25 protein-coding genes, 1 tRNA gene and 2 pseudogenes are annotated in these 23,993 nt (G+C 67.5%); 11 read left to right on the forward strand and 17 right to left on the reverse strand.

The window, feature by feature from the left end:
- The first annotated feature begins 13 nt into the window (after nt 1-13).
- Nucleotides 14-481 (forward strand): NUDIX hydrolase, encoded by a 468-nt coding sequence (locus ACK8N7_RS16200; RefSeq protein WP_500442914.1) that lies wholly within the window; start codon nt 14-16, stop codon nt 479-481.
- Nucleotides 482-923: 442 nt separating this feature from the next.
- Here ACK8N7_RS16200 and ACK8N7_RS16205 read toward each other — a convergent pair whose 3' ends face one another.
- The 3 genes and pseudogenes from ACK8N7_RS16205 to ACK8N7_RS16215 form a co-directional block, all read right to left on the reverse strand.
- Nucleotides 924-1,820, reverse strand: a complete 897-nt coding sequence (locus tag ACK8N7_RS16205; protein WP_500442916.1) for a DNA adenine methylase — start codon at nt 1,818-1,820, stop codon at nt 924-926.
- Entirely contained in the window at nt 1,817-3,169 is a 1,353-nt protein-coding gene (locus ACK8N7_RS16210; RefSeq protein ID WP_500442918.1) for a hypothetical protein, read from the reverse strand. The genes ACK8N7_RS16205 and ACK8N7_RS16210 overlap by 4 nt, the downstream gene beginning before the upstream one ends.
- 351 nt (nt 3,170-3,520) lie before the next feature.
- A pseudogene (locus ACK8N7_RS16215) lies at nt 3,521-3,763 on the reverse strand (site-specific integrase); the annotation flags it as partial.
- 79 nt (nt 3,764-3,842) lie between these two features.
- Between ACK8N7_RS16215 and ACK8N7_RS16220 the strand changes: the two are divergent.
- The gene (locus tag ACK8N7_RS16220) at nt 3,843-4,526 is read left to right on the forward strand and encodes a hypothetical protein (protein WP_405389664.1); all 684 of its coding nucleotides are present in this window, start codon (nt 3,843-3,845) and stop codon (nt 4,524-4,526) included.
- Nucleotides 4,527-5,372: 846 nt separating this feature from the next.
- On the opposite strand, the gene ACK8N7_RS16225 is transcribed toward ACK8N7_RS16220, so the two are convergent.
- The 5 genes from ACK8N7_RS16225 to ACK8N7_RS16245 form a co-directional block, all read right to left on the reverse strand.
- Nucleotides 5,373-5,681, reverse strand: a complete 309-nt coding sequence (locus ACK8N7_RS16225; protein WP_500442920.1) for a hypothetical protein — start codon at nt 5,679-5,681, stop codon at nt 5,373-5,375.
- A complete protein-coding gene (locus ACK8N7_RS16230) occupies nt 5,678-6,421 on the reverse strand; it encodes a GntR family transcriptional regulator (RefSeq protein ID WP_500442922.1) in 744 nt (247 codons plus the stop codon). Before ACK8N7_RS16230 ends, ACK8N7_RS16225 begins: the two co-directional genes overlap by 4 nt.
- Complete coding sequence (locus ACK8N7_RS16235) at nt 6,418-6,642, reverse strand: hypothetical protein (RefSeq protein WP_500442924.1); 225 nt, start codon at nt 6,640-6,642, stop codon at nt 6,418-6,420. Before ACK8N7_RS16235 ends, ACK8N7_RS16230 begins: the two co-directional genes overlap by 4 nt.
- Nucleotides 6,639-6,842, reverse strand: coding sequence for a hypothetical protein (locus tag ACK8N7_RS16240; protein ID WP_500442926.1), 204 nt, complete (start codon nt 6,840-6,842; stop codon nt 6,639-6,641). Before ACK8N7_RS16240 ends, ACK8N7_RS16235 begins: the two co-directional genes overlap by 4 nt.
- 323 nt (nt 6,843-7,165) lie before the next feature.
- Nucleotides 7,166-7,444, reverse strand: coding sequence for a hypothetical protein (locus ACK8N7_RS16245; protein WP_500442928.1), 279 nt, complete (start codon nt 7,442-7,444; stop codon nt 7,166-7,168).
- A gap of 78 nt (nt 7,445-7,522) precedes the next feature.
- Here ACK8N7_RS16245 and ACK8N7_RS16250 point away from each other — a divergent pair, with 78 nt between their 5' ends.
- The gene (locus tag ACK8N7_RS16250) at nt 7,523-8,278 is read left to right on the forward strand and encodes a GntR family transcriptional regulator (protein WP_500442930.1); all 756 of its coding nucleotides are present in this window, start codon (nt 7,523-7,525) and stop codon (nt 8,276-8,278) included.
- Between the two features lie 162 nt (nt 8,279-8,440).
- Here ACK8N7_RS16250 and ACK8N7_RS16255 read toward each other — a convergent pair.
- Nucleotides 8,441-8,530 (reverse strand) — tRNA-Ser (locus ACK8N7_RS16255).
- 260 nt (nt 8,531-8,790) lie between these two features.
- On the reverse strand, nt 8,791-9,690 hold the full coding sequence (locus ACK8N7_RS16260) for a DUF4365 domain-containing protein (protein WP_500442931.1): 900 nt from the start codon (nt 9,688-9,690) through the stop codon (nt 8,791-8,793).
- Nucleotides 9,691-10,250: 560 nt separating this feature from the next.
- Here ACK8N7_RS16260 and ACK8N7_RS16265 point away from each other — a divergent pair.
- On the forward strand, nt 10,251-10,622 hold the full coding sequence (locus ACK8N7_RS16265) for a GIY-YIG nuclease family protein (protein WP_392707407.1): 372 nt from the start codon (nt 10,251-10,253) through the stop codon (nt 10,620-10,622).
- Between the two features lie 310 nt (nt 10,623-10,932).
- On the opposite strand, the gene ACK8N7_RS16270 is transcribed toward ACK8N7_RS16265, so the two are convergent.
- Complete coding sequence (locus tag ACK8N7_RS16270; RefSeq protein WP_500442933.1) at nt 10,933-11,667, reverse strand: hypothetical protein; 735 nt, start codon at nt 11,665-11,667, stop codon at nt 10,933-10,935.
- A 77-nt stretch (nt 11,668-11,744) separates the two neighbouring features.
- Here ACK8N7_RS16270 and ACK8N7_RS16275 point away from each other — a divergent pair, with 77 nt between their 5' ends.
- Nucleotides 11,745-12,317 (forward strand): ArsR/SmtB family transcription factor, encoded by a 573-nt coding sequence (locus ACK8N7_RS16275; protein WP_403217011.1) that lies wholly within the window; start codon nt 11,745-11,747, stop codon nt 12,315-12,317.
- A 64-nt stretch (nt 12,318-12,381) separates the two neighbouring features.
- Here the strand turns inward: ACK8N7_RS16275 and ACK8N7_RS16280 are convergent, their stop codons facing one another.
- Nucleotides 12,382-12,699, reverse strand: coding sequence for a hypothetical protein (locus ACK8N7_RS16280; RefSeq protein ID WP_500442934.1), 318 nt, complete (start codon nt 12,697-12,699; stop codon nt 12,382-12,384).
- A 532-nt stretch (nt 12,700-13,231) separates the two neighbouring features.
- Between ACK8N7_RS16280 and ACK8N7_RS16285 the strand changes: the two genes are divergently transcribed.
- Both ACK8N7_RS16285 and ACK8N7_RS16290 read left to right on the forward strand, forming a co-directional pair.
- Nucleotides 13,232-13,480, forward strand: coding sequence for a hypothetical protein (locus ACK8N7_RS16285; protein ID WP_500442936.1), 249 nt, complete (start codon nt 13,232-13,234; stop codon nt 13,478-13,480).
- Nucleotides 13,477-13,719 (forward strand): hypothetical protein, encoded by a 243-nt coding sequence (locus ACK8N7_RS16290; RefSeq protein WP_031124586.1) that lies wholly within the window; start codon nt 13,477-13,479, stop codon nt 13,717-13,719. The genes ACK8N7_RS16285 and ACK8N7_RS16290 overlap by 4 nt, the downstream gene beginning before the upstream one ends.
- Before the next feature lie 51 nt (nt 13,720-13,770).
- On the opposite strand, the gene ACK8N7_RS16295 is transcribed toward ACK8N7_RS16290, so the two are convergent.
- Nucleotides 13,771-14,583, reverse strand: coding sequence for a hypothetical protein (locus tag ACK8N7_RS16295; RefSeq protein WP_403217017.1), 813 nt, complete (start codon nt 14,581-14,583; stop codon nt 13,771-13,773).
- Nucleotides 14,584-14,787: 204 nt separating this feature from the next.
- Between ACK8N7_RS16295 and ACK8N7_RS16300 the strand changes: the two are divergent.
- Nucleotides 14,788-15,741: pseudogene (locus ACK8N7_RS16300) on the forward strand (phosphotransferase family protein); the annotation flags it as partial.
- Nucleotides 15,742-15,768: 27 nt separating this feature from the next.
- Here ACK8N7_RS16300 and ACK8N7_RS16305 read toward each other — a convergent pair.
- The 3 genes from ACK8N7_RS16305 to mshA form a co-directional block, all read right to left on the reverse strand.
- Nucleotides 15,769-17,478 carry a glycosyl hydrolase family 28-related protein gene (locus ACK8N7_RS16305; RefSeq protein ID WP_500442938.1) on the reverse strand — a complete coding sequence of 570 codons (1,710 nt, stop codon included), beginning with the start codon at nt 17,476-17,478 and terminating at the stop codon, nt 15,769-15,771.
- A 137-nt stretch (nt 17,479-17,615) separates the two neighbouring features.
- The gene (locus ACK8N7_RS16310) at nt 17,616-18,128 is read right to left on the reverse strand and encodes a type III secretion system chaperone family protein (RefSeq protein ID WP_015610281.1); all 513 of its coding nucleotides are present in this window, start codon (nt 18,126-18,128) and stop codon (nt 17,616-17,618) included.
- Between the two features lie 49 nt (nt 18,129-18,177).
- Nucleotides 18,178-19,530, reverse strand: a complete 1,353-nt coding sequence (mshA, locus tag ACK8N7_RS16315; protein ID WP_403217021.1) for a D-inositol-3-phosphate glycosyltransferase — start codon at nt 19,528-19,530, stop codon at nt 18,178-18,180.
- A 171-nt stretch (nt 19,531-19,701) separates the two neighbouring features.
- On the opposite strand from mshA, the gene ACK8N7_RS16320 reads away from it, so the two are divergent.
- The 3 genes from ACK8N7_RS16320 (at nt 19,702) to ACK8N7_RS16330 (ending at nt 23,588) form a co-directional block, all read left to right on the forward strand.
- Complete coding sequence (locus ACK8N7_RS16320; RefSeq protein WP_403217023.1) at nt 19,702-20,487, forward strand: class I SAM-dependent methyltransferase; 786 nt, start codon at nt 19,702-19,704, stop codon at nt 20,485-20,487.
- A gap of 236 nt (nt 20,488-20,723) precedes the next feature.
- Nucleotides 20,724-21,818 (forward strand): C40 family peptidase, encoded by a 1,095-nt coding sequence (locus tag ACK8N7_RS16325; RefSeq protein ID WP_403217025.1) that lies wholly within the window; start codon nt 20,724-20,726, stop codon nt 21,816-21,818.
- 354 nt (nt 21,819-22,172) lie between these two features.
- Nucleotides 22,173-23,588 carry a PP2C family protein-serine/threonine phosphatase gene (locus tag ACK8N7_RS16330; RefSeq protein ID WP_500442942.1) on the forward strand — a complete coding sequence of 472 codons (1,416 nt, stop codon included), beginning with the start codon at nt 22,173-22,175 and terminating at the stop codon, nt 23,586-23,588.
- Here ACK8N7_RS16330 and ACK8N7_RS16335 read toward each other — a convergent pair.
- Nucleotides 23,561-23,902, reverse strand: a complete 342-nt coding sequence (locus tag ACK8N7_RS16335) for a DUF2516 family protein (RefSeq protein WP_403217029.1) — start codon at nt 23,900-23,902, stop codon at nt 23,561-23,563. The genes ACK8N7_RS16330 and ACK8N7_RS16335 overlap by 28 nt on opposite strands.
- Between the last annotated feature and the right edge of the window lie 91 nt (nt 23,903-23,993).

Raw genomic sequence — 23,993 nt, forward strand, 5'->3', positions numbered from 1 at the left:
TTCGCTTCCTCCTATGCTCCTGTACATGAGTAACAGTGCGCACGAAGGCACGTCAACGCCGCTCCACTCCGTGTCCGTAGCCGGAGTGGTCGTGCGCGAGGACGGGCGACTCCTGGCGATTCGCCGCGCCGACAACGGAACTTGGGAGCTCCCCGGCGGCGTACTAGAACTCGACGAGACCCCGGAGGCGGGCGTTCAGCGCGAGGTCCTGGAGGAGACAGGTATCCACGTCGAGGTGGACGAGCTCACGGGGGTCTACAAGAACACCACTCGGGGCATCGTGGCCCTGGTCTTCCGGTGCAAGCCCGCCGGCGGAAGCGAGCGGACGTCCAGCGAATCGACCGCGGTCGGCTGGCTCACGCCGGACGAGGTCACCGAGTGGATGTCCGAGGTCTACGCGGTCCGGCTACTGGATGCCCTCGACGGGAACGGGCCCCACGTGCGAAGCCACGACGGCAAGCGCCTGACACCGGTGCGATAGAACTTTCCCTACTTCATCAAGGCCCGCGCACGGCGCGGGCGCGCGCCGCCTCTGCGGCGCGGCCTGCCTCCTGTCTCCGCCCCGGCTGGCCGCGCCCGGCGGCGCGCTGCGTGCTCGGGCGGAGCAAGAAGGGCATTCACAGGTCAAAGACATGCCTCCGGCGGGGGCGCTCAGACTCCGGGATGGACGCCGGTCCGTTGGCGAGTGCCGGCGGTTTCGTGGTGAGCGTGGTGGGCTCCCATCCCGTCCGCCTTCGACCCAGGCAGAGCCGAGCAGTCGCGGCCCAGGGCGTCAAGGTCGTTCGTACAGTGGCGCGCTCCACCTTGACGCCCTGAACCACGACCGCTCCACGATGTGTGGGTCGAAGGCAGACGGGATGGGAGCTGGGGTGAGTAGCGGATTCCATCCCAAGCCGCACAAACGACTCAGGAATGCGCAGCGGCTAGGCAAGGGCCTTCCTCCTGGAGGAGGTCTTCCAGCGGAAGTTATCCTCCCCGATGATTCCCGCGTACCGCGGCACAGTAAGTCCGTTCCCGAAAATCGCATACTCCACGCCTGTGCGCTGTATCTGAGCGGTATGCAATATGTCGAACTCAGCACACCTGAAGCCCTTATAGAGATCATCAGTGATGCGCTTATCTGCGTCATAAGTCAAGAACCAGTGAAGATTGGTTTCCCGGAGAACTCTGGCTAGCTCTTCATGATCTTCCCGCGCCAGGGAATCAAGGTAGAGCCGATCTCCCTGCACTAGGTAGGGCGGGTCGACATAAAGAAGAACGTCGGAGCCATTAGGTTCAATATCTTTGATGAAGTTACGAGCATCTTGTTGCGAAAGCGTTACTCTCTCGCCGAACTCCCCGAGGTAACGAATTCGACTGGCCAGCGACTGCTTGTTGAATCGAGCATCAATCTTCCAGTCGCCTGCCTGATCAAGACCGCCGATTGGCCTAGCGCGCAAGATACCCGATCGGTTGCACCTGTTCAAAAAGAAAGTGGAGAACCCGAGTTGCAGATCATCAAATCCATCCGGATTTCGATACACCTCCGAATGTTTGTGCCAGGCCGAAATACTCACCTCCGCCTTCTCGACCATCCGCGAGAACATCTCTGAATGCCGAAAGACGCAGCGCCAAAAGGCGGAAATGCCTTGATCCAAATCATTAATGTAAATTCGTTCAACTTCAGCGTCTACCAGCAGACGCAAAGCAGCACCCGCGCCCCCCGCAAATGGCTCAGCGTATGAACGGGGGCGCGGGCGCTGTCGCGCCATCAGTTGTGAAATATATGGCGCCAATCGCGCCTTTCCGCCTGGATAGCGAAGCGGGCTAATGTACCTCATCGCCCCTTCTTCTCCAGCAGTTCATCCGCGAGAAGCAAGAGAGGCCCGTACGCCATGCTCAACTTCCTTACATCAGATGTGAGTGGGGTACTCGCCCAGGTATGAACAAAGGAGTGCAGTGTCCTCAAAACTAGAGCCCCATCTTCCTGCTGCGAAAACCGCCAGGCATTTGCGAGCTCAGGGTTGTCCTTGCTGGGGTCGACCTGGCTAAGCACAGCCCCGATCCTACCCTTGAGCGTGTCCTGGTTCCGCCGCCAACTCAGCTTCTGAGCAACCTCAGTGACCACGATGTCGACTACAGCTCTGACCATGATCGCCGCAACGTTGGGCATCTCGTCTATCCTCAGCCGCTTCGCCTCGTCCAAGACCTCGGACGTCCTGAGACTAACGTGCCGGAGCACAACACCCTGGAATAGCCTCTTTTCAAAGTCAGCCCGCCGCCGCTTCGCTGGCTTCCCGTCCGAGCCGCCGTTTTCTACAGCCTCCTCGGAAGAAGCAGGAGGGCCGGCCTCTGCTCCCGATTTGGAGTAGGCCTGAGGGATTTCGAGCCTGTCAGCGAGCCGAGGGAGATCATCTTCGACCTGCTGAAGATAGTCCTTCCTTTGCTCCTTGCTCTTGATTTGATCCACAGTCACGGATCCGGCAAGGTCAGAGAATAGCCGCCTAATGAGGGGCTTCATTTTTTCCCGACTGTAGCCACTAAAAACTACATCACCTTCAAACGAGAGACCGAGCCTATTCCTGACGTACGGGTCGGCGAGCATCCGACCCAGGTTGGTGATCCGACCATTCCGCACCGCGTGCGCATCCTTCACCAGATGCACGTCGTCAGCAAACCACTCAGATGCGGCATCGATGAAGAGCAGCGCTTTTCCCGTAGGGGTGGACCTACCGCTAAAGCGAATCTTTTCCGCAGCACTCCAGGGGACGATTCCCACGCCTTTATTGTCACCATCATGCCGGAGCATGATCCAATGCTCGGCCTGCAATCTACTCTCTGCAAGAACGCACGCCACCCTCCGAGGGATGACGTTATCCTTCGAGATCGCCGCAAATTGCTTCTTCAGCTTTTCGGTTGGCGCAAGGCCGGGATTTCCAAGCAGCTTAAGCGCAGCGACTCTTCTATTTCCTTCCACCACAACATTCCGATCGCCTTCGACAACGACGATAGGGAGTTCGGTCGGATTGATGCCGTGCTGGGCGATGTCTTTCGCCAACCGGAGCAACTTCTCGGGGTTCTGACCCAAGAGAGCTGCTAGCGATTCTTCCAGGCTCGATGTCTTTTTCTCATACCGAGGATTTGTTTCATCCAGGACGAGAGAAGTTACGTGCATACTTGTCTGCTTCATGGCGCCCATGGTCCCCGCCAGCCCCCCTGGCCCGCACCCAATTTTTCAGGAACTAGATCATACGTAGTCTCGACATGGTTTGCCTAGATAGGCGAAAACTAGCCAGTGGCTGAATTTCGAGACGGGCTCGCGTGACTGTGGCGAGAGGATGACAGCAGCAGCGACCTTCCGAGTCGCGGCAGGAATACCCAGGTCGGGGTCTCAAGAAGTGCGGATCTACTCGGCGCATAGGCAGCCTCACGACGGGCGGTTGGCACGGCCCCCTGCTCCCGCACCTCTTCGGCTGGAGTGCTTGGCCGGCACAGCATCGATCGGGCTGACTGGCGACGCTGCAGCCATCCTGTTCGCGGACGCGGCCCGGGAGCTGCTGTGCCCCATGCGAGGGACCAGCTCCCGTGTGCTGGCCCCGGCCGTCGAGGCAAGCATATTGCCTGTGCCGGAGGTCGTGGGATGCAGCTCGGCCGTGGCGCCCGCGGCGTTCCGGGCCTTGACCCAGTCGTCCCGAAAGTTGCTCCGCCACGGCTGCCCTCCCTGCGGCACGACGAAGACGTGCCCGTCGCGACCGGGAGCGGCGAAGCGCTCCAGATGATGACCGAATCGCTGAAGGATGATGACACGGGGTTTCGAAGTGTGTCAGATTTGACCCCTTGGGCCTACCCAGTAAGGGGGAGGAATGTTTTCTCAGTCGGTCAGCGAACGAGTGAGTGCGTCTGCTGTAATGCTAATTCTAGGCACGATCGCAGACGTAACTGCCGCCGTGCTTTTTTTGATTTCTTCGGATACAAGGAGCTGGCTGCGTGAACATTACATGGGCCTTACTATTTTTAGCCTGCTACTAGTGGCCGTGGTGCTGGCACTTTCAAATGTTCTAGTATCCCAGCGAGCTAGGATATCCGATCTTGAAGCCCGTTTGGCAGATCCATCCGCCCACGACTCCGACATGTTCCAGGCCTTCAATCAGTACGCATCCCCTCAAAGTAATCTGCTCACCTGGCTACGAAGTGGATTTCTGGTGACTTCCTATGAAGATACTCAGCTCAATCTGCTAGGCCAGTTCATCGATTTTTACGACAGGGATCCCAGGGGATTCGATGATGCCGAACTGAATGCGATGCATACGGAATTGATCCAGAGATTTCGCACTCTTCGCGATCGAATCGGCCCAAACATTTTTCCGGTCCCTCATAGCAACCGATATACGATTCCGCCGGAATGGCGGGATGAGCGCCCTGAACTGCATTGCGAGGCAGTTGAGCAGATCAGCACCGCACATGACGAACTTCTGGAGGCATACGACGCCTTCATTATTTCGGCTCAACGCAAGCGGTTCAAGAGTCACCTGGAGGCACGCAACTAGCGTGGTAGCGGGTCCGGGTGCGCACCCGCAGGGTTGACTACGTACAAACTTCGATATCGCAGGGGAAGCAGCGAAGCGACGGTGAAAAACGCAGTCAGGCCGTCCGAGACCGGCCCTCTCCAAGCTCAGAGGCGGTGCCCGCCGCGTCGTCGCACCTGCCCAACCCCCAAAGCAGAGTTGAGGAACACCAGGGCTGCTACGGGACGGCGGCCCCTTGCGTGCGGTCCCCCGCGGGAGGAAAGTCCTCCTGCCGATCAAGGGGGATGTAATGCTCAGGCTCATGGACTGGTCCGTAGCCGCGATGGGGTGCGCGCTGGTCCTCGCCAATCTCGGCGGCCAAGGTGGGAGCGGACCAAGGCTCAAGAGGGTGCAAGTCGCGATCAGGGCACGCGTTGCTTCTGGGCCTGGCTCCGCCTGTTTATGCAGTGGGAATGATCGGCGCAAAGGTACCCAGCCTATTGCACGCCCCACCCCGAGGTCATGGTCGTGAACACTCTCGACGTCGTGCTGGCGGTCACGGTGGTGGTCTTGGTTCTCCGGACGGTTCGGACACGCGGTCTTCGCACCCTCGGATGATGGCCTTGACCGAGCCGCTGCGGGCAGCCCGGCGTGAGTGTCTAACTGCGTGATAACACCGGCGGACGAGCGCGGACGCCTGCGGAACATCAGTGCAGGTGGCGGGCACTTCAACCCAAGGCGCGACTACCGCCCAAGTTGCTTCGGGACGAAGCAGTCTTCAGGCCGTCCAAGGTTGACGGAAGTCAGCCGGCAAAGCCAGAGGCCCATAGCACCTGATCTGGTCAGAGCCATGGGCCTCTCTTGCCGTGCAGGTCGGCGGGCCGTAGATCAATAGGCGGACTCACGCGGATCGCTCGTTGCCAGGAGGCGACCGCGGCTCGTTGCGATGCGGACGACGTCTCGCAGAGCCCCGGTCAGCTCTGTGATCAGGCACTGCATCTCGTCGAGCGACGTGCCCCGGTCATCGAGAGCTTCTGCGGCCTCTTCCAACAGTTCCCCTGCCGTCCCGAGTTGGATCGCTTCGATGCTGTCCGCGAGGCGGGACATGTAGCCGTCCGGGTCGTCAGTGCTCAGGTAGCAGGGCTTGTCCCCGGGGCCCGACCACGGGAGGAGCCGAAGCTCGTTCGGTGTTGTCATCCTTGGGTTGGCCTCTCGTTGACCACGTGGTGGGCGGTGAAGACGGCGTCGACTCGGTCTCCCGGGAAGGCCAGGAGCGCGGCTTCAACGACGCGACCGGTGGCGTCGGTGGCGATGCGCGTGATCGAGAGAACGGCCATGTTGTTGCCGATGCGGAGGGCCGACGCTTCGTCTGGGGTGGGAGATCGGGCGCAGACCGTCTCTCGGATGGTGGCCGACAACGGGCCGAGGACGGCGAATCTCGTGGCTGCCTTCCGGCACACGGAGTCGTTGTCGAGGACTCCGGCCGGGGCCAGGTCGCGCGGGATGTAGATGCGGGCCAGGCCGTGAGGCGAACCCTGTTCGAGGCTGAGGCAGGTGTACTCCGCAAGAGGGCTGCCCGTTGGCACCTTCAGCAACGTCGTCAGCTGCACGGAGGCCGGAACCGTGCTGCTACGAACCGTGATGCGCAACCTCGGCTCAGCGGCGGTCCAGGGGTCCAGCGTGCCCCAGCCGCTGACGTACATGATCTTGCGGCGGGGGCGACGAACATAGTTCCCCTTGCCGTGGATCTTCTCGACGAGTCCTTCGCCCTGGAGCACGGCGAGAGCACGTCGCAGGGTCACCGTGCTGACCCTGTACTGAGCGGCTAGGCCGGCTTCGGACGGGAGGCGTTCGCCAGGCTTGATGCTGCCCGTTGTGATCTGGTGGCGTAGGTCGTCGGCGATGTCGTGATGGCGTCGGTGCACGGAGCGGGTCACCGCCTTCTCAGCAGTCGCAGGGCGGTGAGTCGGGTGCGGGCGTGTATGGCCAGCAGTTCGCCCGACTCGAAGACCAGTTGCTTGGCCCCCTGGGGAAGCTGGAAGAGGTCTCTCACTCGGCAGGCCTGACCGCCGAGTTGGATGATGTCGCCGCGCTGCACGGTGGCCGCAGTGACCTCGACGGTGGAGACCAGCGCGCCGCCGGGGGCTGGGGTCCTCACGCCATCGCCTCCACGGGCACGAACGGGTCGGGGGCCGAGTGGCACGGGCAGACGCACACCTCGTAGATCACAGGCACGTCCTCCGTCGCCTCAGGCGGGGACGGCTCGGTGCAGGAGTGGTGCGTCCCGATCCAGCAGGCGATCGAGCGGTAGGGGGCGGAAGTCCTGCCCGCCGGGTGCAGTTCTCGGCGAGGAGGCATCAGTGGGCCCCCGCGAGTGCCGACCAGGCATCGGTCGGCAGGTGCGGGGCGACGAGCACCGTGCGCGTCCGTGCACGCTCTTCCCACGCCAGCAGGTACGGCCGGACAAGCGCGACGTCCTCTCCCCTCAGCGGGTAACGGTGGACCGTGCCGACCGGAGCCCGACCCAGGGTGACGGTCGAAGCGTCCGCGGGCGCGGGGTAGGTGGGAGGGGCCAGCGGCCGGGAGGGCGTTAAGGGGCGGCGGTGCCGACCATTGGGGAAGCACCGCGCTCTGGTGCGCGAGATGGCTCGGCGGATACGGTTGAGCATGCTGTTCAGCTCCTATCGCTGATAGCCCGGTCCCCCGACGTCGCGTGTCGTGGGGACCGTTTTACGTACGACCGCCCATAAGGTGCGGCCGTTCAAGCTGGTGGCCACGAGCCCGAATCGATCGGCATCAGCCACCGCGTCCAGGACCTCCCGCCATGAATCGTCGGGGAGCGTGTCCGGTACTTCTGCCTCGACCGTCGTGAACCGGGTGTGCTCCTCAACGCGCGGGCGGAGGCCAGCGGCAGACAAGCGGGCGGCGAGAGCCGCCGCGGTCACTCCCGAAGCGGACACAGCACACCCTCCGTTGCCAGCAATCACTTTCAGTAAAGCTAGTTAACTAGATTAGAGCTAGTGGACTAGATTTTCCATATGTCTGAGCAACCGCCGTACCTCCGCATCGCCGACGAACTCCGGCAGCGCATCGCGGAGCACGTCTGGGAACCGGGCGACCGCCTCCCATCCCGCGCCCAGATCGGCCAGGAGTGCGGCGTGGGCGAGAACGTGGTGCGCAGGGCACAGGAGTTGCTGATCTCCCAAGGCGTCCTGGAAGGCCGGGCCGGATCGGGGACCTACGTCGCCGAGCCCCGGCAGCGCGTGAGAGTCGTCCGGTCGTCGGCACGTGAGCAGCCCAGTGGATCCCCGTTCCGCCAGGACATGAAGGCCCTTCGCCGACAGGGCGACTGGGAGAGCCGGACCGACGCGAAGGTGCCGGCCCCGGCGGAGATCGCGACGCGGCTCGGGATCGCCGAGGGCGAGCTGTGCGTGCGGACGACGTACGAGTTCCTTGCGGACGGGAAGCCGGTTCAGCTGTCGACGAGTTGGGAGCCGTACGCCGTCACTGGCGGCACCCTCGTCGTTCTCCCCGAGGGAGGACCCCACGCCGGGGCCGGGGTCGTGAACCGCATGGCCGCGATCGGAGTCATCATCAGCCACGCGGTGGAGCAGCCCGAACCCCGGCACGCGACCGCCAAGGAAGCATCACTACTCGGCATCCAGAAAGCCGCACTCGTGACGCACATCCGGCGGACGTACTACAGCGACGACGGCCGACCCGTGGAGACAGCGGACATCGTGGTACCCACAGCGCACTGCGAGATCGTCTACGAGATCCCGATCAACCGCTGACGAGCAGCCCCGGCAGCTCAAAAGCCGTGGTCCAGCCGTGCCCCAGCCGTGCCCCTTCCGTGCCCGACAGAGCGGTAAACCAGGGGGAACAGCGGTACCTGACAGGGAACGGGCATGGCAGAGGCCCCCGACCATACGTACTGGTCAGGGGCCTCTCGCCTGCGGTGGGTGTGGGATTTGAACCCACGGTCACATCGCTGCGACGACGGTTTTCAAGACCGCGCAGCGGGAGCAAACCGAGCGGCGCTGACCTGCACTGGTATTGGCAGGCCATCTTATGTCCCACGGGCACAGCAGCAGTCCAGCCGAATCGCATACTGCGCCCGTACCACAGAGCAACCGGCAGGTCGCCCATACTCTGAGCTTGGGAATCGCCTATCAATATGGGAGGTATGGATGCTGAGCGGTGACCATGGCATTCCGGGATGCCGTTGCGATACAGGCCCTCGGAATCGTATTGACCGTAGTCTCCCGGGCGTATGATGCGTATGGCGCGGAGGACGGAACTCCCCTTACGCAGTCAGCTGCCTTCGGCCCTCGGCGGCGAACTGGTCGACCAGGAGGAAGGCTCGGCCTAGCCTATTTAGTGTCAGTTCTAGCCGGTAGAAGTCCACCTCGTTCGCGGAATTCATGTATGGATGCAACTCGCCCCAATCATGACGATCGAAAGGATAGTCGTCATAGTCTGCGTCGTCGTAGGTCTCTGCATGCAGACTCACATCCGCCCATGCGAACATTTTTGGTACTACGTCCACGTAACTCGACAGTCCTAGGAGAACGGTCCAGCTGGCAAGTTGCTCCGGACCTCCACCGTCTTCGTGGTCCACGCCCAGGGAGATCGTACCTCGACCTGAGGACTTATTGACCCACTCCTCGATATCGATTACTAGTCGCGTGCCCTCGGCCAGTCTTTCCATCCACGGTCTAGCAAGCTGTAGTTCGCGAATTCGGAGTGTGTAGGGATCGCCTCCGGCGGCCTGGCTCAACGTAGTCCTGGCCCTCTCGTCGAGCACTTGGGTCTCAGGAACTAGCAACTTCCACCCCCCGCGCGAAGTTTCGGTGAGTGTCTTGCGGTTGACCAACTGCCAATAGCAGCGCTCTCTTTCTGGATGATAGAGAACTACCGCGACTGGCAATGAGTGATTTATCCAGTACTGCACATGCTCGACATCTGGCCTGAACCACCACCCGTCTGGGCTCTGCTCTCTGAACCAACTGGATCCGCTCTTGATCTGGAGGGCCAGCAGCCTGCCTCTGACCTGCTCTGCGTCGACAACCTCAGCGTGCGCGTCGATGCCGTAGTCCTCGGTTGGTTGCTCACGAAAAAGCCAACCAAGCTCGGCCTCGACTGCGAGCTGTGTCCGCGTTACCCCAATGCTGCCGATCTTGGCGGCCGGCTTACGGTGCATCATGCGTCAATCCTGGCCGACGACTACGGTGGGTGTCTGCCGGATGGGAGTGATCGGCTTGCGCCGTCGAGAGTCTGTACAGCAGCCGAGTACCGCAACCACAGCAACCGCCCCCGCCCGCCACCGTCTCTTCGAAGCCTCGTAGCGGCCGGTAAGACAGCCGCTGACCGATCCGGCTAGAGCTACGGATCAGAAGGCAGCGGCGCAAAAGCCAGGCCAATACGCGCGGCGAACAGCGGTCAACCGGGCCGCCTTCCGGGCAATCCCCTGGGGTCTCGCCCTTGTCCTGCCGACCTCGCGCGCGTTCGAGGCACGCGAGAGAGCCAGGGCATTTTGTCAGCGGCTACCAGTACCCTTCGACGGTCAGGCCAGCCATGCTTGGAGGCTTCGTGGAAGCTACCACCCTCATCAGTCCCAACCGGTTGTGGTCGGCACAAGAGCTCTTGGTGCGCCCGAGCCCTCTCCCGACGGTGGCAGGGGTCTACGGGTGGCAGTTCAAGCAGCCACCACGCCCGGACTTGGACGCCGGGCGCCTGCTCTACGTCGGGATAGCCCCGCGGTACATGGCGAACCGGACCAGCGCCCAGAACCTACGCAAGCGGGTGCGCTACCACTACCGGGGCAACGCCGCCGGCTCGACACTGCGACTCACTCTGGGTTGCCTGCTCGGACTTGAGCTGCGACGCGTAGGCAGCGGTAAGCGGATGACCTTCGGCAAGGCAGGCGAAGCCACCCTGAGCCAGTGGATGGCGGACAACGCCCGAGTGTGCTGGATCGAGCAGGACAAACCGTGGGAGCTGGAGTCACAACTCATCTCCCAACTCGACCTCCCACTGAACCTCGACCAAAACCGCCACAACGCGTATCACAGCCGCCTGAAGGAACTACGGGCCCAAGCACGGCAGCGAGCTCGAGAGTTGCCCATCAGCTCCTGAGGTGTGGGGGCTGTCTGGGCCGTCCCTGGGCCGTCCGAGGTTGCTCAAGGGCACCCGATGACGACCAATGGCGACCGCTCACCCCAAGTCGATCAATGCCCCCACCTGCGAAAGCCCTGGTAGGCGAGATCTCTCACAAGACCCAGGGCAAGAAGAAGTAGCTTTCGCGATCATGCCCCCGACCTGCGCATACGGCGCGGGGCGGGGGCATTTTCACGGGCTGGGCGTGCTGGGGACTGCCAAGTTCCGGCGAGGAGCGACCTCACCTGTTTGCGAGCACAGGTATTGACGATCACTCACCGAACCCGGTCTACGTGTAGGAGCGGATGGCCACCGTGACATCCATGGTGAAGGCGTTCGCCCCCGCCGCGGACGGCAGACCCAGGGCCCGGTCGAGCACGCGCCCCAGGGGGCCGCAGCCACTGGTGCGCGGGGCGGTGAACTCCGTGTCCTGGGCGCCGAAGGCGACGATCAGGGGGTCCCTGGATATCACCCGGGTGGGATCGGTGTCCTTGAGCACCAGGTGCACCGCTTCCTCATCACTGCCCACCGAGCAGCCCGACGACGGCCGGGCCGGCAGCCCGTGCGCCCGGCCCAGGGCGAACTTGATGTCGAACTCGCCGCGCCGGGTGTCGTCGGACAGGAAGTCCGAGTAGCCGCCGTACTGCGGGGTGAGCGTCAGCGGGGTGCCTCCCACCCGGATCGGCGCAGCGGTCATCTTGCCGAAGACCTGGCGGAATTCACCGTCCACACGGCCTTCCGCAAAGGTGATCTTCATCGGTTCGGTGAGCGGCTCGTCGATGGCGCCCATGCGCAGGTGCCCCGTGGCGTGCATGACCTCGCAGCGCCAGGTCCCGGGGTCCGCCCCCGCGGGCAGCTCGTCGACGGTCGGGCAGGCGGAGAAGTCGAACTCGGGCAGAGCCGGATCCCGTTCAGCTCCATGTGCGGGTGCGGCAGCGAGGGCAAGTCCGGCAAGCAGGGCTCCCGCGGCAGCACTTGCGAAGCGGCGGACTGTGCGATTCGAGGTCACTCGGTTCGGTGTCATGCATCTCAGCATTGCAGAGATTTCTCTGCAGAGGAAGCTCTGCAGAGAAATTGCTGCTGTCCGGATAGGCTGGCCCCATGACGAAAGAGCGGAGAGCGGAAGCCGCAGAGCGGCGCACGGTCGACAGCCCCGAGGTGCTCAAGGCGCTCTCGCACCCCCTGCGCCTGCGCATCCTGCGCCACCTCGGCGCGGCGGGCCCGGCCACCTCGACCACGCTGGCCGCCGCCCTCGGCGAGAACACCGGGACGCTCAGCTACCACCTGCGCATGCTGGAGCGCAGTGGCCTCATCGAGGACATCCCCGAGCGCTCCACCGGGCGGGAGCGCTGGTGGCGCGGGGTGCGCGGGCTCGACATCCGCAGACCGCCGCAGGGTGAGCTGACGGAGGCCGAGCGCGCCATGGCGGCCGAGCTGGACCGGATGAGGATGGACGAGGACGTAGAGCTCGCCCGGCAGTTCACCGCCGGACAGGCGGAGTCCGAAGGCTGGATGCGGGGTTCACGCAGCCTCACCCACCTCACGAAGGGTGAGCTGGACGCCTTCCATGACGACTATCTGGCCCTGCTCGCGCGCTATGCCCGAGGGCCCGAGGACGCCCCCGCCGACGCGCGACCCGTGCTCCTCCGCTGGTTCGGCCTGCCCGCCGACTGACCGGCCGCCGGGCGGCATGTTCGTCGGCCGGGGGGCTCGTTCGCGCCGCGGGCCGGCGGCTTCGTCAGTAGATGACGACCCTCCAACGCTCCACCCACACCAGCCACATCCCGCCCGACCCCCGCACCTGGACCCTGTCGTCCTCCACCTCCCAGGCGGTGCCGTAGAGCGTGGCCTCGGGGAGGTTCACCCTGACCACGTCGTGGACCACCAGGCCGTCCGGAACCGGGTAGCTCCAGGTATGCGCACATCGGTCGCAGGTGTAGCCCACCGCGTCGGTCCTGTCCGATCCCGGCGCGGACAACGGGGTGCCCTCGCGGACCGCCCGGACGTAGCAACGCGGGCACGGGTCGGCGGTGTGTGCTCCTGCCGATCGGGACATTGTTCGATTCTGTCCCATCGCAGCCCATAACGTTCCGGCACAGAGGGTCGATCTCACGCCCTCGGTTCGGCATCATGCGGAGGGCGGGCGAGCCCGGGGTGGGTCTCGTGGGGCGGGTTGCCCGGTCGGGCGGCCGGTGGACCGGATGATCTGCCACCTTCGAGGAGCTCTCATGGCCCTGGAAAAGTACTCGTACGACCCGTCGTTGCACCGCGCGGGCACCGTAGGACATAGCCGCCGCTGTTCATGGCACGGCCTGAAGGCATGCGCGGAAGAGCCGACCAGCAGCTACCTGACGCCGATCGGGAGGATGGCCGCGTGCCCCCGCGCAGAGCGTCAGATCGAGGACCTGTACGGCAGTCCGTCCTGAGACCGGAGCCCGGACAACTACCGGCCGGCAGGGGGAACGTGGCAGCGGGGCTTCCCCGCCGTCCGGCAGTGGCCGAGGCGCGCACCCCGAGGCCGAACTCCGGCCCCCACGCACTACGGTGACCCTCAAGCGCAAGGGCAAGGGAGATCGGGGAGAGCGATCATGGGCGAGTCTCTGAAGACCTTCGTCGGCGGTGCCGAGGTCGAGGTGCCCAACAGCATCCCGGGCATCCGGGCCGCGCTGCCCGAGGAGAGACGCGAGGAGTTCGATCTCGCCATCAACGGGGCCGGGGTCCATGAGATCCAGGCCGTCATGCGGCACTGGATGCTGGAGGCCGTTCCCGATCCCGAGGCCGAGCAGATCCTGGACCGGCTGGCACAGGACGAGGCCGAGAGGCGGAGCGTCGCTTGAGCTTCCGCATCTCCTACGCGCCGCCCGCCGACGACACCCTGGCCAAGATGCGCGACGGCCTGTCCTTCCGGGACGAGATGGCCCGGACCCTGGGCAGGGAGCCGTACGGGCACGCCTCCTCCGCCGTCAAGAGCGAGCGGGACCGGCGTGAGGCCACCGTCTCCGGGGCCATCGTCCTCTACTACGTATCCCGGTCCGTGCTGACCGTCACCGTCGTACGGCTCGTCCCCCTGCCCTGACCCCGAAGCGCCCGGACAGGGGTGCGCACAGCGGCGGATCGGCGAAGCGGATCAGCCGAGCTTCTCCGCCTGCGCCGCCACGACCTCCGTCGGCACGGTGAACTTCACGCTGCGGCCCCCCATCGCCGCCAGGTTGACCGAGTAGAACGTCGCCACGGTGCCCTCCTTGCGGAGCGCCACCAGCTTGGTCGGGACCTGGTCGTCGCCGTCGCCCATGGCGGTGACCGTCCACGCCGCGGACTCGTCGCCGCCGGTGACCTTCTCCTCGGTGACCGAGACGACCTTCTGCGGTTCACCGGCGATCGTGGCGGTGAAGCCGCTCGCGCAGTCCGCCGCGGCCTTCTTCAGCGCGGCGAACGTGTCCGGACCCGCCGTCCCCTCGTACGAGTGCAGCGCGATGAACGTGGAGGTCAGGTCGAAGGCGGCCTTCAGCACGTCCTCGGCGTCGCCGTCCGTCAGGTCCTCCACCGACTTCTTGGCGTCGGTCTTCTTCGGCTCGCTGACGACCTTGCGCTTGGCCGTGGCGGCCGAGCCCTTCTGCGCGACGCCGTACATCGCGTGGGCGACCGGGAGGCAGGCCTCCTTGTCGACCGTGACGCCACCTTCCGGCATCTCGTCGTCCGGGCCGGTCTTGGCGATCTTGTGGCCCTCGACGTCGCCCTGCTTCAGCGACGCGGTCTCCAGCTCGGCGGCGCTGAGCGCCTTGGCCGAGGTCTTCGGGGCCGAGCCGGCGCCGTTCGCGGCACCGCCCTTGTCGTTCTTCCCGTCCTCCGCGTCGGACGAGCCGCCGCAGGCCGTGACCAGCAGGGTCAGCGAGACCGCACAGGCGGCGAGGGCGGTACGGCGTACGGCAGTGGCGCGCATGGTTCTTCTCTCCGGTTCGGGGAGCAACCGCCCCTCCCCCCGTGCGGCACTTCGACGCCGTCTGGGACGGACCGTCGCAGTGATCCACACTTTATGGTCGAACCTGTGAGCGATGATCGGTCCGGCGGCCCCCTTCCAAGATCGTGATTCCGCTGTGATCATCCTGTGAACGCACTGTGCGGTGCCGCCGCACCCCTCCCCCTCATCCTGCGCACCCTCGGGGTCCGCGACCGCGACCGCGCCTCCTGCACGCCCCTCACCGGCGGCACGTACAACACCGCCACCCGCGTCACGCTCACCGACGGCCGCGACTGGGTGGTGAAGACGCCTCCGCCGCACTCCGCCGGCCTGCGCTACGAGCGCGGCCTCCTCGTCAACGAGGTCACCTTCTACACCGCCGCCGCGCAAGCAGGTGGTCCTGCCGTCCCCCGCGTCGTCCGCAGCGAGCCGGATCCCGCGGCCCCGACCGGCGCATACCTGGTCATGCCCGCCTGCCCCGGCCGCCCCTGGAACGAGTTCGACGGTACGGAGATGAAGGGCGACGAACCCCGGCTGCGCACCGAACTCGGGCGTATCGTCCGCCGATTGCACACCCTGACCGGGCCCGGAGGCTTCGGCTATCCCGCCGAGCCGTTCGGGCCGCTCGCCCCCACCTGGCGTACCGCGTTCACGGCGATGACCGACGCCGTGCTCGCCGACGCCGAGACGTACCGGGCCACACTCCCGTACCCCGTCGACCGCATCCGTACGGTGCTGGCGCACGCCGCCCACGTCCTGGACGACGTCACCCGGCCCGCGCTCGTCCACTTCGACCTGTGGCCGGGGAACCTGCTGGTGACCGGGGAGCCCGGCGCGCGCACCATCGGCGGGGTCGTCGACGGGGAGCGGATGTTCTGGGGCGACCCGGTGGCCGGCTTCGTCTCGCTCGCGCTCTTCGGGGAGCTGGAGCGGGACCGGGACTTCCTCGATGGGTATGCGGAAGTCGGCGGTCGGGGAGTGGAGTTCACCGATTCCTTGCGTCTTCGGCTTGCCCTGTACCGGAGTTACCTCTACCTCATCATGCTCGTCGAGACCGCACCCCGGGGCCTCGGCGCTGAAGCCGCCTGCGAGACACGGGAGTTGGTGGTGCCTCATCTCCTCGAAGCACTGGACGGCGTTCGCGTCGGCAGTGGAGGAGGGGTCTCCCTAGCGTGCGCGTACACCCCGCTGTGCCTCGTACAGGTTGGCCGGCCTGACCACCTCCGGAGTGCCGTACGCCGCCAGCCTCGTGTGCAGGTCGCCGGTGAAGTCGGGGACGTCGATCTGGCCGAACTCCCGCACCTCACTGATCCCGACCGTCGCGCTGTACGGGGCGAGACCGTCGATCCTCATCAGCCCGGCCCGGCCGTTGGTGACCCGGATGTTCCAGTGCGTGAAGCGCGCCCCGAACAGCGGGCCGGCGCTCGCGTCTCCGCCGTGGACCCCGTTGTTGTTCACCGTGATGTCGGTGCGGACGTTGGCGAACGGCATGCCCCGGTGCGAGTCGAACGTGCCCATCTCCATCCGCCCCCGCGACCAGACGTTGCAGCTGGACAGGCCCTCGACGTTGATGCCGTGGAGCTGGGTGCCGGAGGGCGCGGGGGTGGTGCGCTCCGCGATGGTGAAGTCCTCGATCAGGTTGTCGTGCGAGCCCTCACGGCAGTAGTACGGGTGGTGGGCGCCCCGGCCCTCCACCTTCGTACGGCGCAGGGTGCAGGCCGACGCGCCGATCAGGCCGAAGCCGTTGTCGACGTGCCGGACCGTCACGTCGTCCGCCCAGCAGTCGTACGCGCACTGGAACGCGAGGCCGTTGTACCCCTGGTCCAGCAGGTGCGGGGCCTGCGGCTTCTCGACCGCCTCCAGCGTCAGGCCCGCCACGCCCGAACCGGTGAGCGGGGTGACGAGGGTGGTGAGGCGGGGGTCCCACGCGGCGCGGATGTCGAGCGGGAGCGGGCGTTCCAGGGTGATGCGGCGGCCCTGTACGGCGGTGATGCGGACGGGCCACTCGTAGGGGACGTACGAGGTCAGCTTGGTCTTGTCCGCCCAGGTGTACGCCCGCGCCCCCTCGCTCCCGCCCGCCATGTGCTGGAGCAGCGTGTGCCCGGAGTCGTCGGCGAGGCGGAGGAGCACGAGGGCGCCGGGCGTGAGCCCGCGGGCGTCGTCGACCGTGACCGTACGGTCGCCCCGGCGCGCGGGGGCCGGGACGGCGAGGGTGCGCCATGCGTCGCGGCGGTTGCCGGTCCAGCCCTCGAAGGGCCATTCCTTCGCCCGGATCGCGCCGGTCAGCGAGGCCCAGCGCCTCTTCGGGCAGAGCCAGATGAGCCCGCCCGCCCAGGACCAGCTGGACTTGTCGCCGCCGTACCGGCTGCCGTAGACGCCGATCAGCTCGGTGAGGCTGCGGGTCGCGAGCAGCTTCGTGGCGCCGCTGCCCGCGCCGCGCACCACGACGTCGCTGTGGCCGATGCGGATGATGTCGTCGACGCGGTACGTCCCCGCCGGGATGGTCACCGTGCCGCCGCCGCGCTCCCCGGCTGCGGCGATGGCGCGGTTGATGGCGGGGGCGGCGTCGGCCGAGCCGTCGGGGCGGGCGCCGTGGTCCCGTACGACGTCGGTGACGAAGCCGCGGGATCCGGTCGTGCGGGAGCGGCTCGGGAGGGCGGATCCGGCGCGGTAGCCGGCCCGGCCGACGAAGGGGATCTGGGGGTGGGCGAAGGGGGCCGCGGTGAACTCCCGCCAGAGAGCGGCGGAGTCGGCGGGGGCCGGCGCCCCGTGGGTCGCGGCCGCCGTGCCGCTCATTGCGTGCGTCGCGGCCGCCGCCACGACCGCCGCCGCGCTGCCGAGCAGTCCGCGCCTGCTGATGTTCCCGTGGGTCGCCATGATCCGAACCACCTTCTGTTCGCATATCTGAACATGGTTCACGTCTGCGTTGGCGGTGAGCATGACATGGCCCTGCGGCACAGGGAAGGCCCTGTGCCGCAGTGCTGTCCGGTACAGCTTGTGGAGCGGACCCGGTCTCAGCCGTCGGAGGAGCGCTCGATCAGATGGCTGAACGCGTCGAGGTTGCGCGTGGACTCGCCGCGCGAGACCCGCCACGCGTACTCCTTGCGGATCGAGCTCGCGAAGCCCAGTTCGAGGAGGGTGTTGAACGACTCGTCGGCCGCCTCCAGGACCGTGCCGAGCAGCCGGTCCAGCTCCTCCGGGGTGACCACGGAGAGCGGCAGCTTGCCGGCCAGGTAGACGTCACCGAGCGAGTCGATCGCGTAACTCAGGCCGAAGAGGCGGAGGTTGCGCTCCAGGAGCCAGCGGTGCACCTCGGCCTCGTTCTCGTCCGGGTGGCGGACGACGAAGGCGTTGAGGGAGAGGGAGTGCTTGCCGACGATCAGCGAACAGGTCGTCGACAGCTTGCGGGTCCCCGGCAGCGTCACCACGAAATTGCCGGGTGCGGGGCTCTCCCAGGCGAGCCCGGCCTCGTTCAGCGTCGCCTCGATGACCTGGGCCGCTGCTGTTCCATCGGGTACGTCAGCCATGCAGCGAGCGTACGTCAGCCCCCTCCGCGGGGCAGGCGCGGGCAGCTCCTCAGCCGTGGTGGGTACGCGCCCGGCGGCGGTGGTCGGCAAGTGCGGCCGTGTACACGTCGGCCGTCGCCGAGGCCGCCGTGTCCCAGCCGAAGCACTGCGCGTGCGCCGCGGCCGCCGCCCCCATCCGCTCGACGAGCTCCGGCGCGTCCGCGAACCGCCTCAGTGCGAGGGCGTACGCCTCCGGGTCATGGCCGGGTATCAGGAAACCGCTCACCTCGTCGCGCACCGCCACCGGCAGCCCGCCCACCGCCGCCGCGACCACCGGCGTACCGGCCGCCTGGGCCTCGATGGCGACCAGGCCGAAGGACTCGCTGTACGACGGCATGACCAGCACGGACGCGGCGCGGAACCAGTCCGCCAGCCGGTCCTGGCCCACCGGCGGGTGGAAGCGTACGACGTCGGCGATGCCCAGCCGGGCAGCCAGCTTCTGCAGCCCCTCGGGCTTGGCGAGACCGCTGCCGCTCGGCCCGCCGACGACAGGTACGACGATCCGGGATCGGAGGGACGGGTCCCGGTCCAGGAGGACGGCGACCGCGCGCAGCAGCACGTCCGGGGCCTTCAGCGGCTGGATGCGCCCCGCGAAGAGGGGGATCAGCGCGTCCTGCGGCAGCCCCAGGCGGGCCCGGGCGGCGGCGCGGCCGTCGGCCGGGCGGAAGCGTTCCAGGTTGACGCCGGGGTGCACGACGGCGACGGCCGAGGGGTCGGCGTCGTAGAAGCGGACCAGCTCGTCGGCCTCCTCGGCGGTGTTGGCGATCAGCCGGTCGGAGGCGTGGACGATCTGGGTCTCGCCGATGACGCGCGCGGCCGGCTCGGGGGTGTCGCCCTCGGCGAGCGCGGCGTTCTTCACCTTGGCCATGGTGTGCATGGCGTGCACGAGCGGGACGCCCCAGCGCTGGGCGGCGAGCCAGCCGACCTGGCCGGAGAGCCAGTAGTGGGAGTGCACCAGGTCGTAGTAGCCGGGGCGCTGACCGGCCCAGGCCTGCATCACACCGTGCGTGAAGGCGCAGAGCTGCGCGGGCAGGTCCTCCTTGGCGAGCCCCTCGTACGGCCCGGCGTCGACGTGCCGGACCAGGACACCGGGGGCGAGCTCGACCTCGGGGGGCAGCGAGCCGGTGGTCGCCCGGGTGAAGATCTCGACCTCGATGTTGATCGCGGCGAGGCGCTTGGCCAGTTCGACGATGTAGACGTTCATCCCGCCCGCGTCGCCCGTGCCGGGCTGGTGGAGCGGGGAGGTGTGCACGGAGAGCATCGCGATGCGCCGCGGCTTGCGGGAGGACCCGGGGAAGCCGCCGGGGAACCTGATGCGGGGGCCGGTCCGGGTGGAACCGAGCCGGGAGACGTACTGGCTCACGTCGTCGGTCCTCCTCACTCAGGGCATGCCTCGACGGGGCGCGGGGCCCTCCGAAGGGCGAGAACAGCGGAATTCCGCCTTTCATTTCCTCTTTGCCAAATCATTACGGACGCGCGGGGGGAGGCGGCATCCTGCGGACGCCCGCCCTTCCCGGTCGCATACGCTCACCGCATGCGCCAGCGCCCCATCGGCACCGCCACCCGCGGGACCACCAACCCGAACCGGCTGCGCCGCATGGACCGCTGGATCGCCGCCGTGCACGGCCCCGCCCTGCGCCGCGCCGACGCCCCCGTGGCCGTCGACCTCGGGTACGGGGCCGCCCCCTGGACCGCCGTCGAACTCCTGGCCCGGCTGCGTACCGCCGAACCCCGCACCGCCGTGGCGGGCATCGAGATCGACCCGGAGCGGGTCGCCGCGGCGAAGCCGTACGAGCGCGAGGGGCTCACCTTCGTCCACGGCGGCTTCGAGATCCCGCTGGAGGAGCGGCCCACGCTCATCCGGGCCGCGAACGTGCTCCGGCAGTACGACGAGGACCAGGTCGCCGAGGTCTGGGCGCGGCTGTGCTCCCGGCTCGCCCCCGGCGGGCTCCTGGTCGAGGGGACCTGCGACGAGATCGGGCGCCGGCACGTCTGGGTGGCGCTGGGGCCCGAGGGGCCGCGCACGGTCAGCTTCGCGACCCGGCTCGGCTCGCTGGAACGCCCCTCCGATCTCGCGGAGCGGCTGCCGAAGGCGCTGATCCACCGGAACGTTCCGGGCGAGCCGGTCCACGCGTTCCTGCGCGACTTCGACCGGGCCTGGGCGGCGGCCTCCCCCTATGCGTCGCTCGGCGCCCGGCAGCGCTGGATCGCCGCGGTGCGGGCGCTGTCGGCCGACTGGCCGGTGACGGACGGCGTACGGCGGTGGCGCCAGGGCGAGGTCACCGTCGCGTGGGACGCCCTGCGGCCCGACGGCCGCTGAACGATCACCCGACAGGGCGAAAGTATGCTCTTCCGGGGAACGACGGGAACGCCGACTGCGTGCCGTTCGTCCTGGGGGTGGGGATCGCGAGGCGCCGGACACCGACTGCCTCTGTTGCTTTACGGGACGACATGGCACGATCGCGACGTCGCCTGAACGTTACTGATGGTAAGTCAGATGCACGCTATCCGGCTTCTGTTGCTTTTGTCTTGATTTCGTTCTTGCTGGGGGAGCTCGTGAACCGACGCCACTGCGCCGCCGCGGCCATCACGCTGGTCTGTGCGCTGAGCCTGCTGACCGTTCCGGTCCAGGCGATGGCCGCCCCGACGCCGGACTCGACACCGTCCCCCTCCGCCTCCGCCCCCTCTTCGCCGGGGCCGTCGTCCGAGAAGGACCTCGAAAAGGTCCGCGAGCAGATCGAGACGCTCTACCGGCAGGCCGCGGCGGCGACGGACGCGTACAACCTCGCCGAGGAGCAGACGAAGAAGCAGTCCGGCGAGATCGTGAAGCTGGCCAAGGCGATCGTCGACGGCCAGGCCCGCATAGCCGAGCTGAAGGACCGCGCCGGCGCCCAGGCGCGCGAGCAGTACCGCAACGGCGGCCTGCCCCCCGGCGCCCAACTGGTCCTCAGCGACGACCCCCAGCTCTTCCTCGACGGCGTCAACAAGGTCCGCACCAGCCAGCAGGCGAACAAGACGGTCCTGGCCGAGCTGAACCGGACCCAGGAGGACCTGGAGACGTATACCCAGGACGCGAGCAGCAACTGGCACAAGCTTGAGACGAACCGGGTCAAGCAGGCCAAGGCCAAGAAGAAGATCAACGCCCGGATAGCCGCGGCGGAGAAGCTCGAATCGGAGCTGGAGACGGAGGAGCGCGCCCGGCTCCGCCAGCTGGAGCAGGAGGCCGCGAACAGGGCCCAGTCCGCCTGGCTCGCCACCCGCCCGGTCCAGGACGTCGAGGCCATCAGCGGCGAGGCGAGCGCGGCCGGCAAGGCGGCCATAGCCTTCGCGACCGCGCAGATCGGCAAGCCGTACGTATGGGGGGCCACGGGCCCGGGCTCGTACGACTGCTCGGGGCTCACCATGAAGGCCTGGGCGGCGGCGGGCCGGCCGATCCCGCGCACCTCGCAGGAGCAGTGGCGGCTGCTCCCGCGCATCGACATCAAGGACATGCGCCCCGGCGACCTGATCATCTACCACGCCGACGCCAGCCATGTCGCGATGTACGTCGGCGACGGCACGATCGTGCACTCCCCGCGCCCAGGCCGCCATGTCACGCCGGCGGGCGCCGGGTCGATGAAGATCCTCGGTGTGGTCCGGCCGGACAAGTAGGGGCTCGGCCTCCCTGCTCCCCTCGGCCGAGGGACCCTCTCCCCCGGCCCGAGGGATCTTCTCCTTCCTCTCCTTCCCTCACGCACTCCCTCCTGAGGAACGTGAGCGGCGCCACGCGGCAGGGGTGGGCGCGGGCGTGCGCGGGTGATGTTTGTCATGGCCTCTCCCCCGCCCCCGCCGTGCCCCATCCCGCCGGATCCGTGCCAGGACGCGGCTTATGACGGCGCATATGACAGGGGCCGATCCCTGTGCGCCATTCCGTTCCCCCGCCGTCGACCGCTATCGTCCCCGTCTGGCGGATCGTCGATCGTCGTCCCGCCGCGCCCTCGGGGGGAGGGAAGGAAACCCGAACCGATGCCCGTACCCGTGCCCGTACCGCAGCAGCGCGACGTTCCCGCTGCGGAGACCAACCATGGCGGCGACCTCACCGTCCTGGTGATCGAGGACGACCCGGCGGGCAGCATCACGGGACCCGAACTCTCGGCAGCGGCCGGAACCCGGGTCCGTATCCGTACGGCCCGCAACCTCACCGAGGCGGGGCGGCTGCTCACCGACGACGTCGACTGCATCCTGCTGGACCTCGCACTGCCCGTGCCGGCCAGCTCCACCACGGCCACGCCCACCGCCGCTTCCACCACCGCCGCGCCCGGCGCCGAGCACCGCCCGGTGCCCGCCCCCGGCCGGGCCGACGAGCTGGCCGTCCTCACCCACGTACTGCGGATCGCCCCGCTCCACGCGGTCCTCGTGCTCACCGCGCAGGACGACACGGAGCTGGCGGCCGAGGCGGTACGGGTCGGGGCGCAGGACTACCTCTTCCGGGGCGAGCTGGACGCGCGGGTGCTGAGCCGCGCGATCCGGTACGCCGTCGAGCGCAAGCGGGCCGACATCGCCCAGCACCAGCTGACGGAGTCCGGGCTGCGCGCCCAGGAGAACGCCCGGCTGGAACGCGGCCTGCTGCCCACCCCGCTCCTGGAGGGCTCCGACCTGAGCTTCGCCGCCCGCTACCGGCCGGGCCGCAGCCGTGCCCTCCTGGGCGGCGACTTCTACGACACCGTGCGCACCCCGGACGGCACGGTCCACGCGATGATCGGCGACGTCTGCGGGCACGGCCCGGACGAGGCGGCGCTCGGCGTCGAGCTGCGGATCGCCTGGCGGGCCCTGACGCTGGCCGGGCTCTGCGGCGATCAGCTGCTCTCCACGCTCCAGCAGGTGCTGGAGCACGAACGGCAGAGCGAGGAGATCTTCGCGACGCTCTGCACCGTCGACATCGCCCCCGACGGGCGCCGCGCCGGACTCTGCCTGGCCGGCCACCCCGCGCCGCTGCTGGCCCGCCACGGCCGGCCGGCACGGCTGCTCCCGTACGAGGACGGCGGCCCGGCGCTCGGGCTGCTGCCGCGCGCCCGGTGGCCGCGCCGCCAGGTCGAGCTGGGCGGGGAGTGGAGCCTGATGATGTACACGGACGGGCTGATCGAGGGCCGCGTCGGCGCGGGCAGCAGTCAGCGGCTCGGCCAGGACGGCATGGTCGCGATGGTCAACAGCCGGCTGGAGCAGGGGCTGACGGGCGAGGACCTGCTGGAGGCCGCGGTCGCCGAGGTGCGGGAGCTGAACGGCGGCGAGCTGACGGACGACGTGGCGGTGCTGCTGCTGGGCCGCGACCCGGAGCGGATACGGCGACGGGGCCGGAGCGCCTCGCGCCCCGGCCCCGTATCGACCGCTCCCGCTACCGCTCCTGCCGCGAGCGCTCAGCGCCCGCCGTTGTACGGCCCGTAGGGCCCGTCACTGCTGGAACCGTCCCGGCGGCCTCCGCCGCCACCGCCCGAGACCTCCTTGAGCGCGGGCCGCACGTCGACCATGAACACGATCGACGCGACCACACCCGCGAGCTGGAGGAAGAGCATGGGGATGAGCAGGTTCACGGCGACGGCGACGCCGAGGATGACCAGCCAGAAGGACTTCTTCTTCTTGTCGGCGGCACGGTACGCGTCCTCCCGGGCGGTCGCCGCGAAGACGAAGGCGACCACGGCCAGCACCAGCATGCCCAGGTAGAGCAGCTGGAGGAGTGTGCCGAATCCTGAGAGCAACATGGTGTGTACCGCCTAGTGAGTGGATGAGCGCCCTGCGGCCAAGGTACCGGGACAACGAACCGGCCACCGGTAAAGGTGCCCGCCCCGCGCC

This window comes from Streptomyces griseobrunneus, from assembly GCF_046713465.1.
Taxonomy (GTDB): domain Bacteria; phylum Actinomycetota; class Actinomycetes; order Streptomycetales; family Streptomycetaceae; genus Streptomyces; species Streptomyces microflavus.

What these genes read in the sequence shown, in the direction of transcription:
- ACK8N7_RS16200 (WP_500442914.1), top strand. Translation starts at nt 14, where the DNA reads ATGCTCCTGTACATGAGTAACAGTGCGCACGAAGGCACGTCAACGCCG.
- ACK8N7_RS16205 (WP_500442916.1), bottom strand. Translation starts at nt 1,820, where the DNA reads ATGAGGTACATTAGCCCGCTTCGCTATCCAGGCGGAAAGGCGCGATTG.
- ACK8N7_RS16210 (WP_500442918.1), bottom strand. Translation starts at nt 3,169, where the DNA reads ATGAAGCAGACAAGTATGCACGTAACTTCTCTCGTCCTGGATGAAACA.
- ACK8N7_RS16220 (WP_405389664.1), top strand. Translation starts at nt 3,843, where the DNA reads ATGTTTTCTCAGTCGGTCAGCGAACGAGTGAGTGCGTCTGCTGTAATG.
- ACK8N7_RS16225 (WP_500442920.1), bottom strand. Translation starts at nt 5,681, where the DNA reads ATGACAACACCGAACGAGCTTCGGCTCCTCCCGTGGTCGGGCCCCGGG.
- ACK8N7_RS16240 (WP_500442926.1), bottom strand. Translation starts at nt 6,842, where the DNA reads ATGCCTCCTCGCCGAGAACTGCACCCGGCGGGCAGGACTTCCGCCCCC.
- ACK8N7_RS16250 (WP_500442930.1), top strand. Translation starts at nt 7,523, where the DNA reads ATGTCTGAGCAACCGCCGTACCTCCGCATCGCCGACGAACTCCGGCAG.
- ACK8N7_RS16260 (WP_500442931.1), bottom strand. Translation starts at nt 9,690, where the DNA reads ATGATGCACCGTAAGCCGGCCGCCAAGATCGGCAGCATTGGGGTAACG.
- ACK8N7_RS16265 (WP_392707407.1), top strand. Translation starts at nt 10,251, where the DNA reads ATGGCGAACCGGACCAGCGCCCAGAACCTACGCAAGCGGGTGCGCTAC.
- ACK8N7_RS16270 (WP_500442933.1), bottom strand. Translation starts at nt 11,667, where the DNA reads ATGACACCGAACCGAGTGACCTCGAATCGCACAGTCCGCCGCTTCGCA.
- ACK8N7_RS16275 (WP_403217011.1), top strand. Translation starts at nt 11,745, where the DNA reads ATGACGAAAGAGCGGAGAGCGGAAGCCGCAGAGCGGCGCACGGTCGAC.
- ACK8N7_RS16280 (WP_500442934.1), bottom strand. Translation starts at nt 12,699, where the DNA reads ATGTCCCGATCGGCAGGAGCACACACCGCCGACCCGTGCCCGCGTTGC.
- ACK8N7_RS16285 (WP_500442936.1), top strand. Translation starts at nt 13,232, where the DNA reads ATGGGCGAGTCTCTGAAGACCTTCGTCGGCGGTGCCGAGGTCGAGGTG.
- ACK8N7_RS16295 (WP_403217017.1), bottom strand. Translation starts at nt 14,583, where the DNA reads ATGCGCGCCACTGCCGTACGCCGTACCGCCCTCGCCGCCTGTGCGGTC.
- ACK8N7_RS16305 (WP_500442938.1), bottom strand. Translation starts at nt 17,478, where the DNA reads ATGGCGACCCACGGGAACATCAGCAGGCGCGGACTGCTCGGCAGCGCG.
- ACK8N7_RS16310 (WP_015610281.1), bottom strand. Translation starts at nt 18,128, where the DNA reads ATGGCTGACGTACCCGATGGAACAGCAGCGGCCCAGGTCATCGAGGCG.
- ACK8N7_RS16320 (WP_403217023.1), top strand. Translation starts at nt 19,702, where the DNA reads ATGCGCCAGCGCCCCATCGGCACCGCCACCCGCGGGACCACCAACCCG.
- ACK8N7_RS16330 (WP_500442942.1), top strand. Translation starts at nt 22,173, where the DNA reads ATGCCCGTACCCGTGCCCGTACCGCAGCAGCGCGACGTTCCCGCTGCG.
- ACK8N7_RS16335 (WP_403217029.1), bottom strand. Translation starts at nt 23,902, where the DNA reads ATGTTGCTCTCAGGATTCGGCACACTCCTCCAGCTGCTCTACCTGGGC.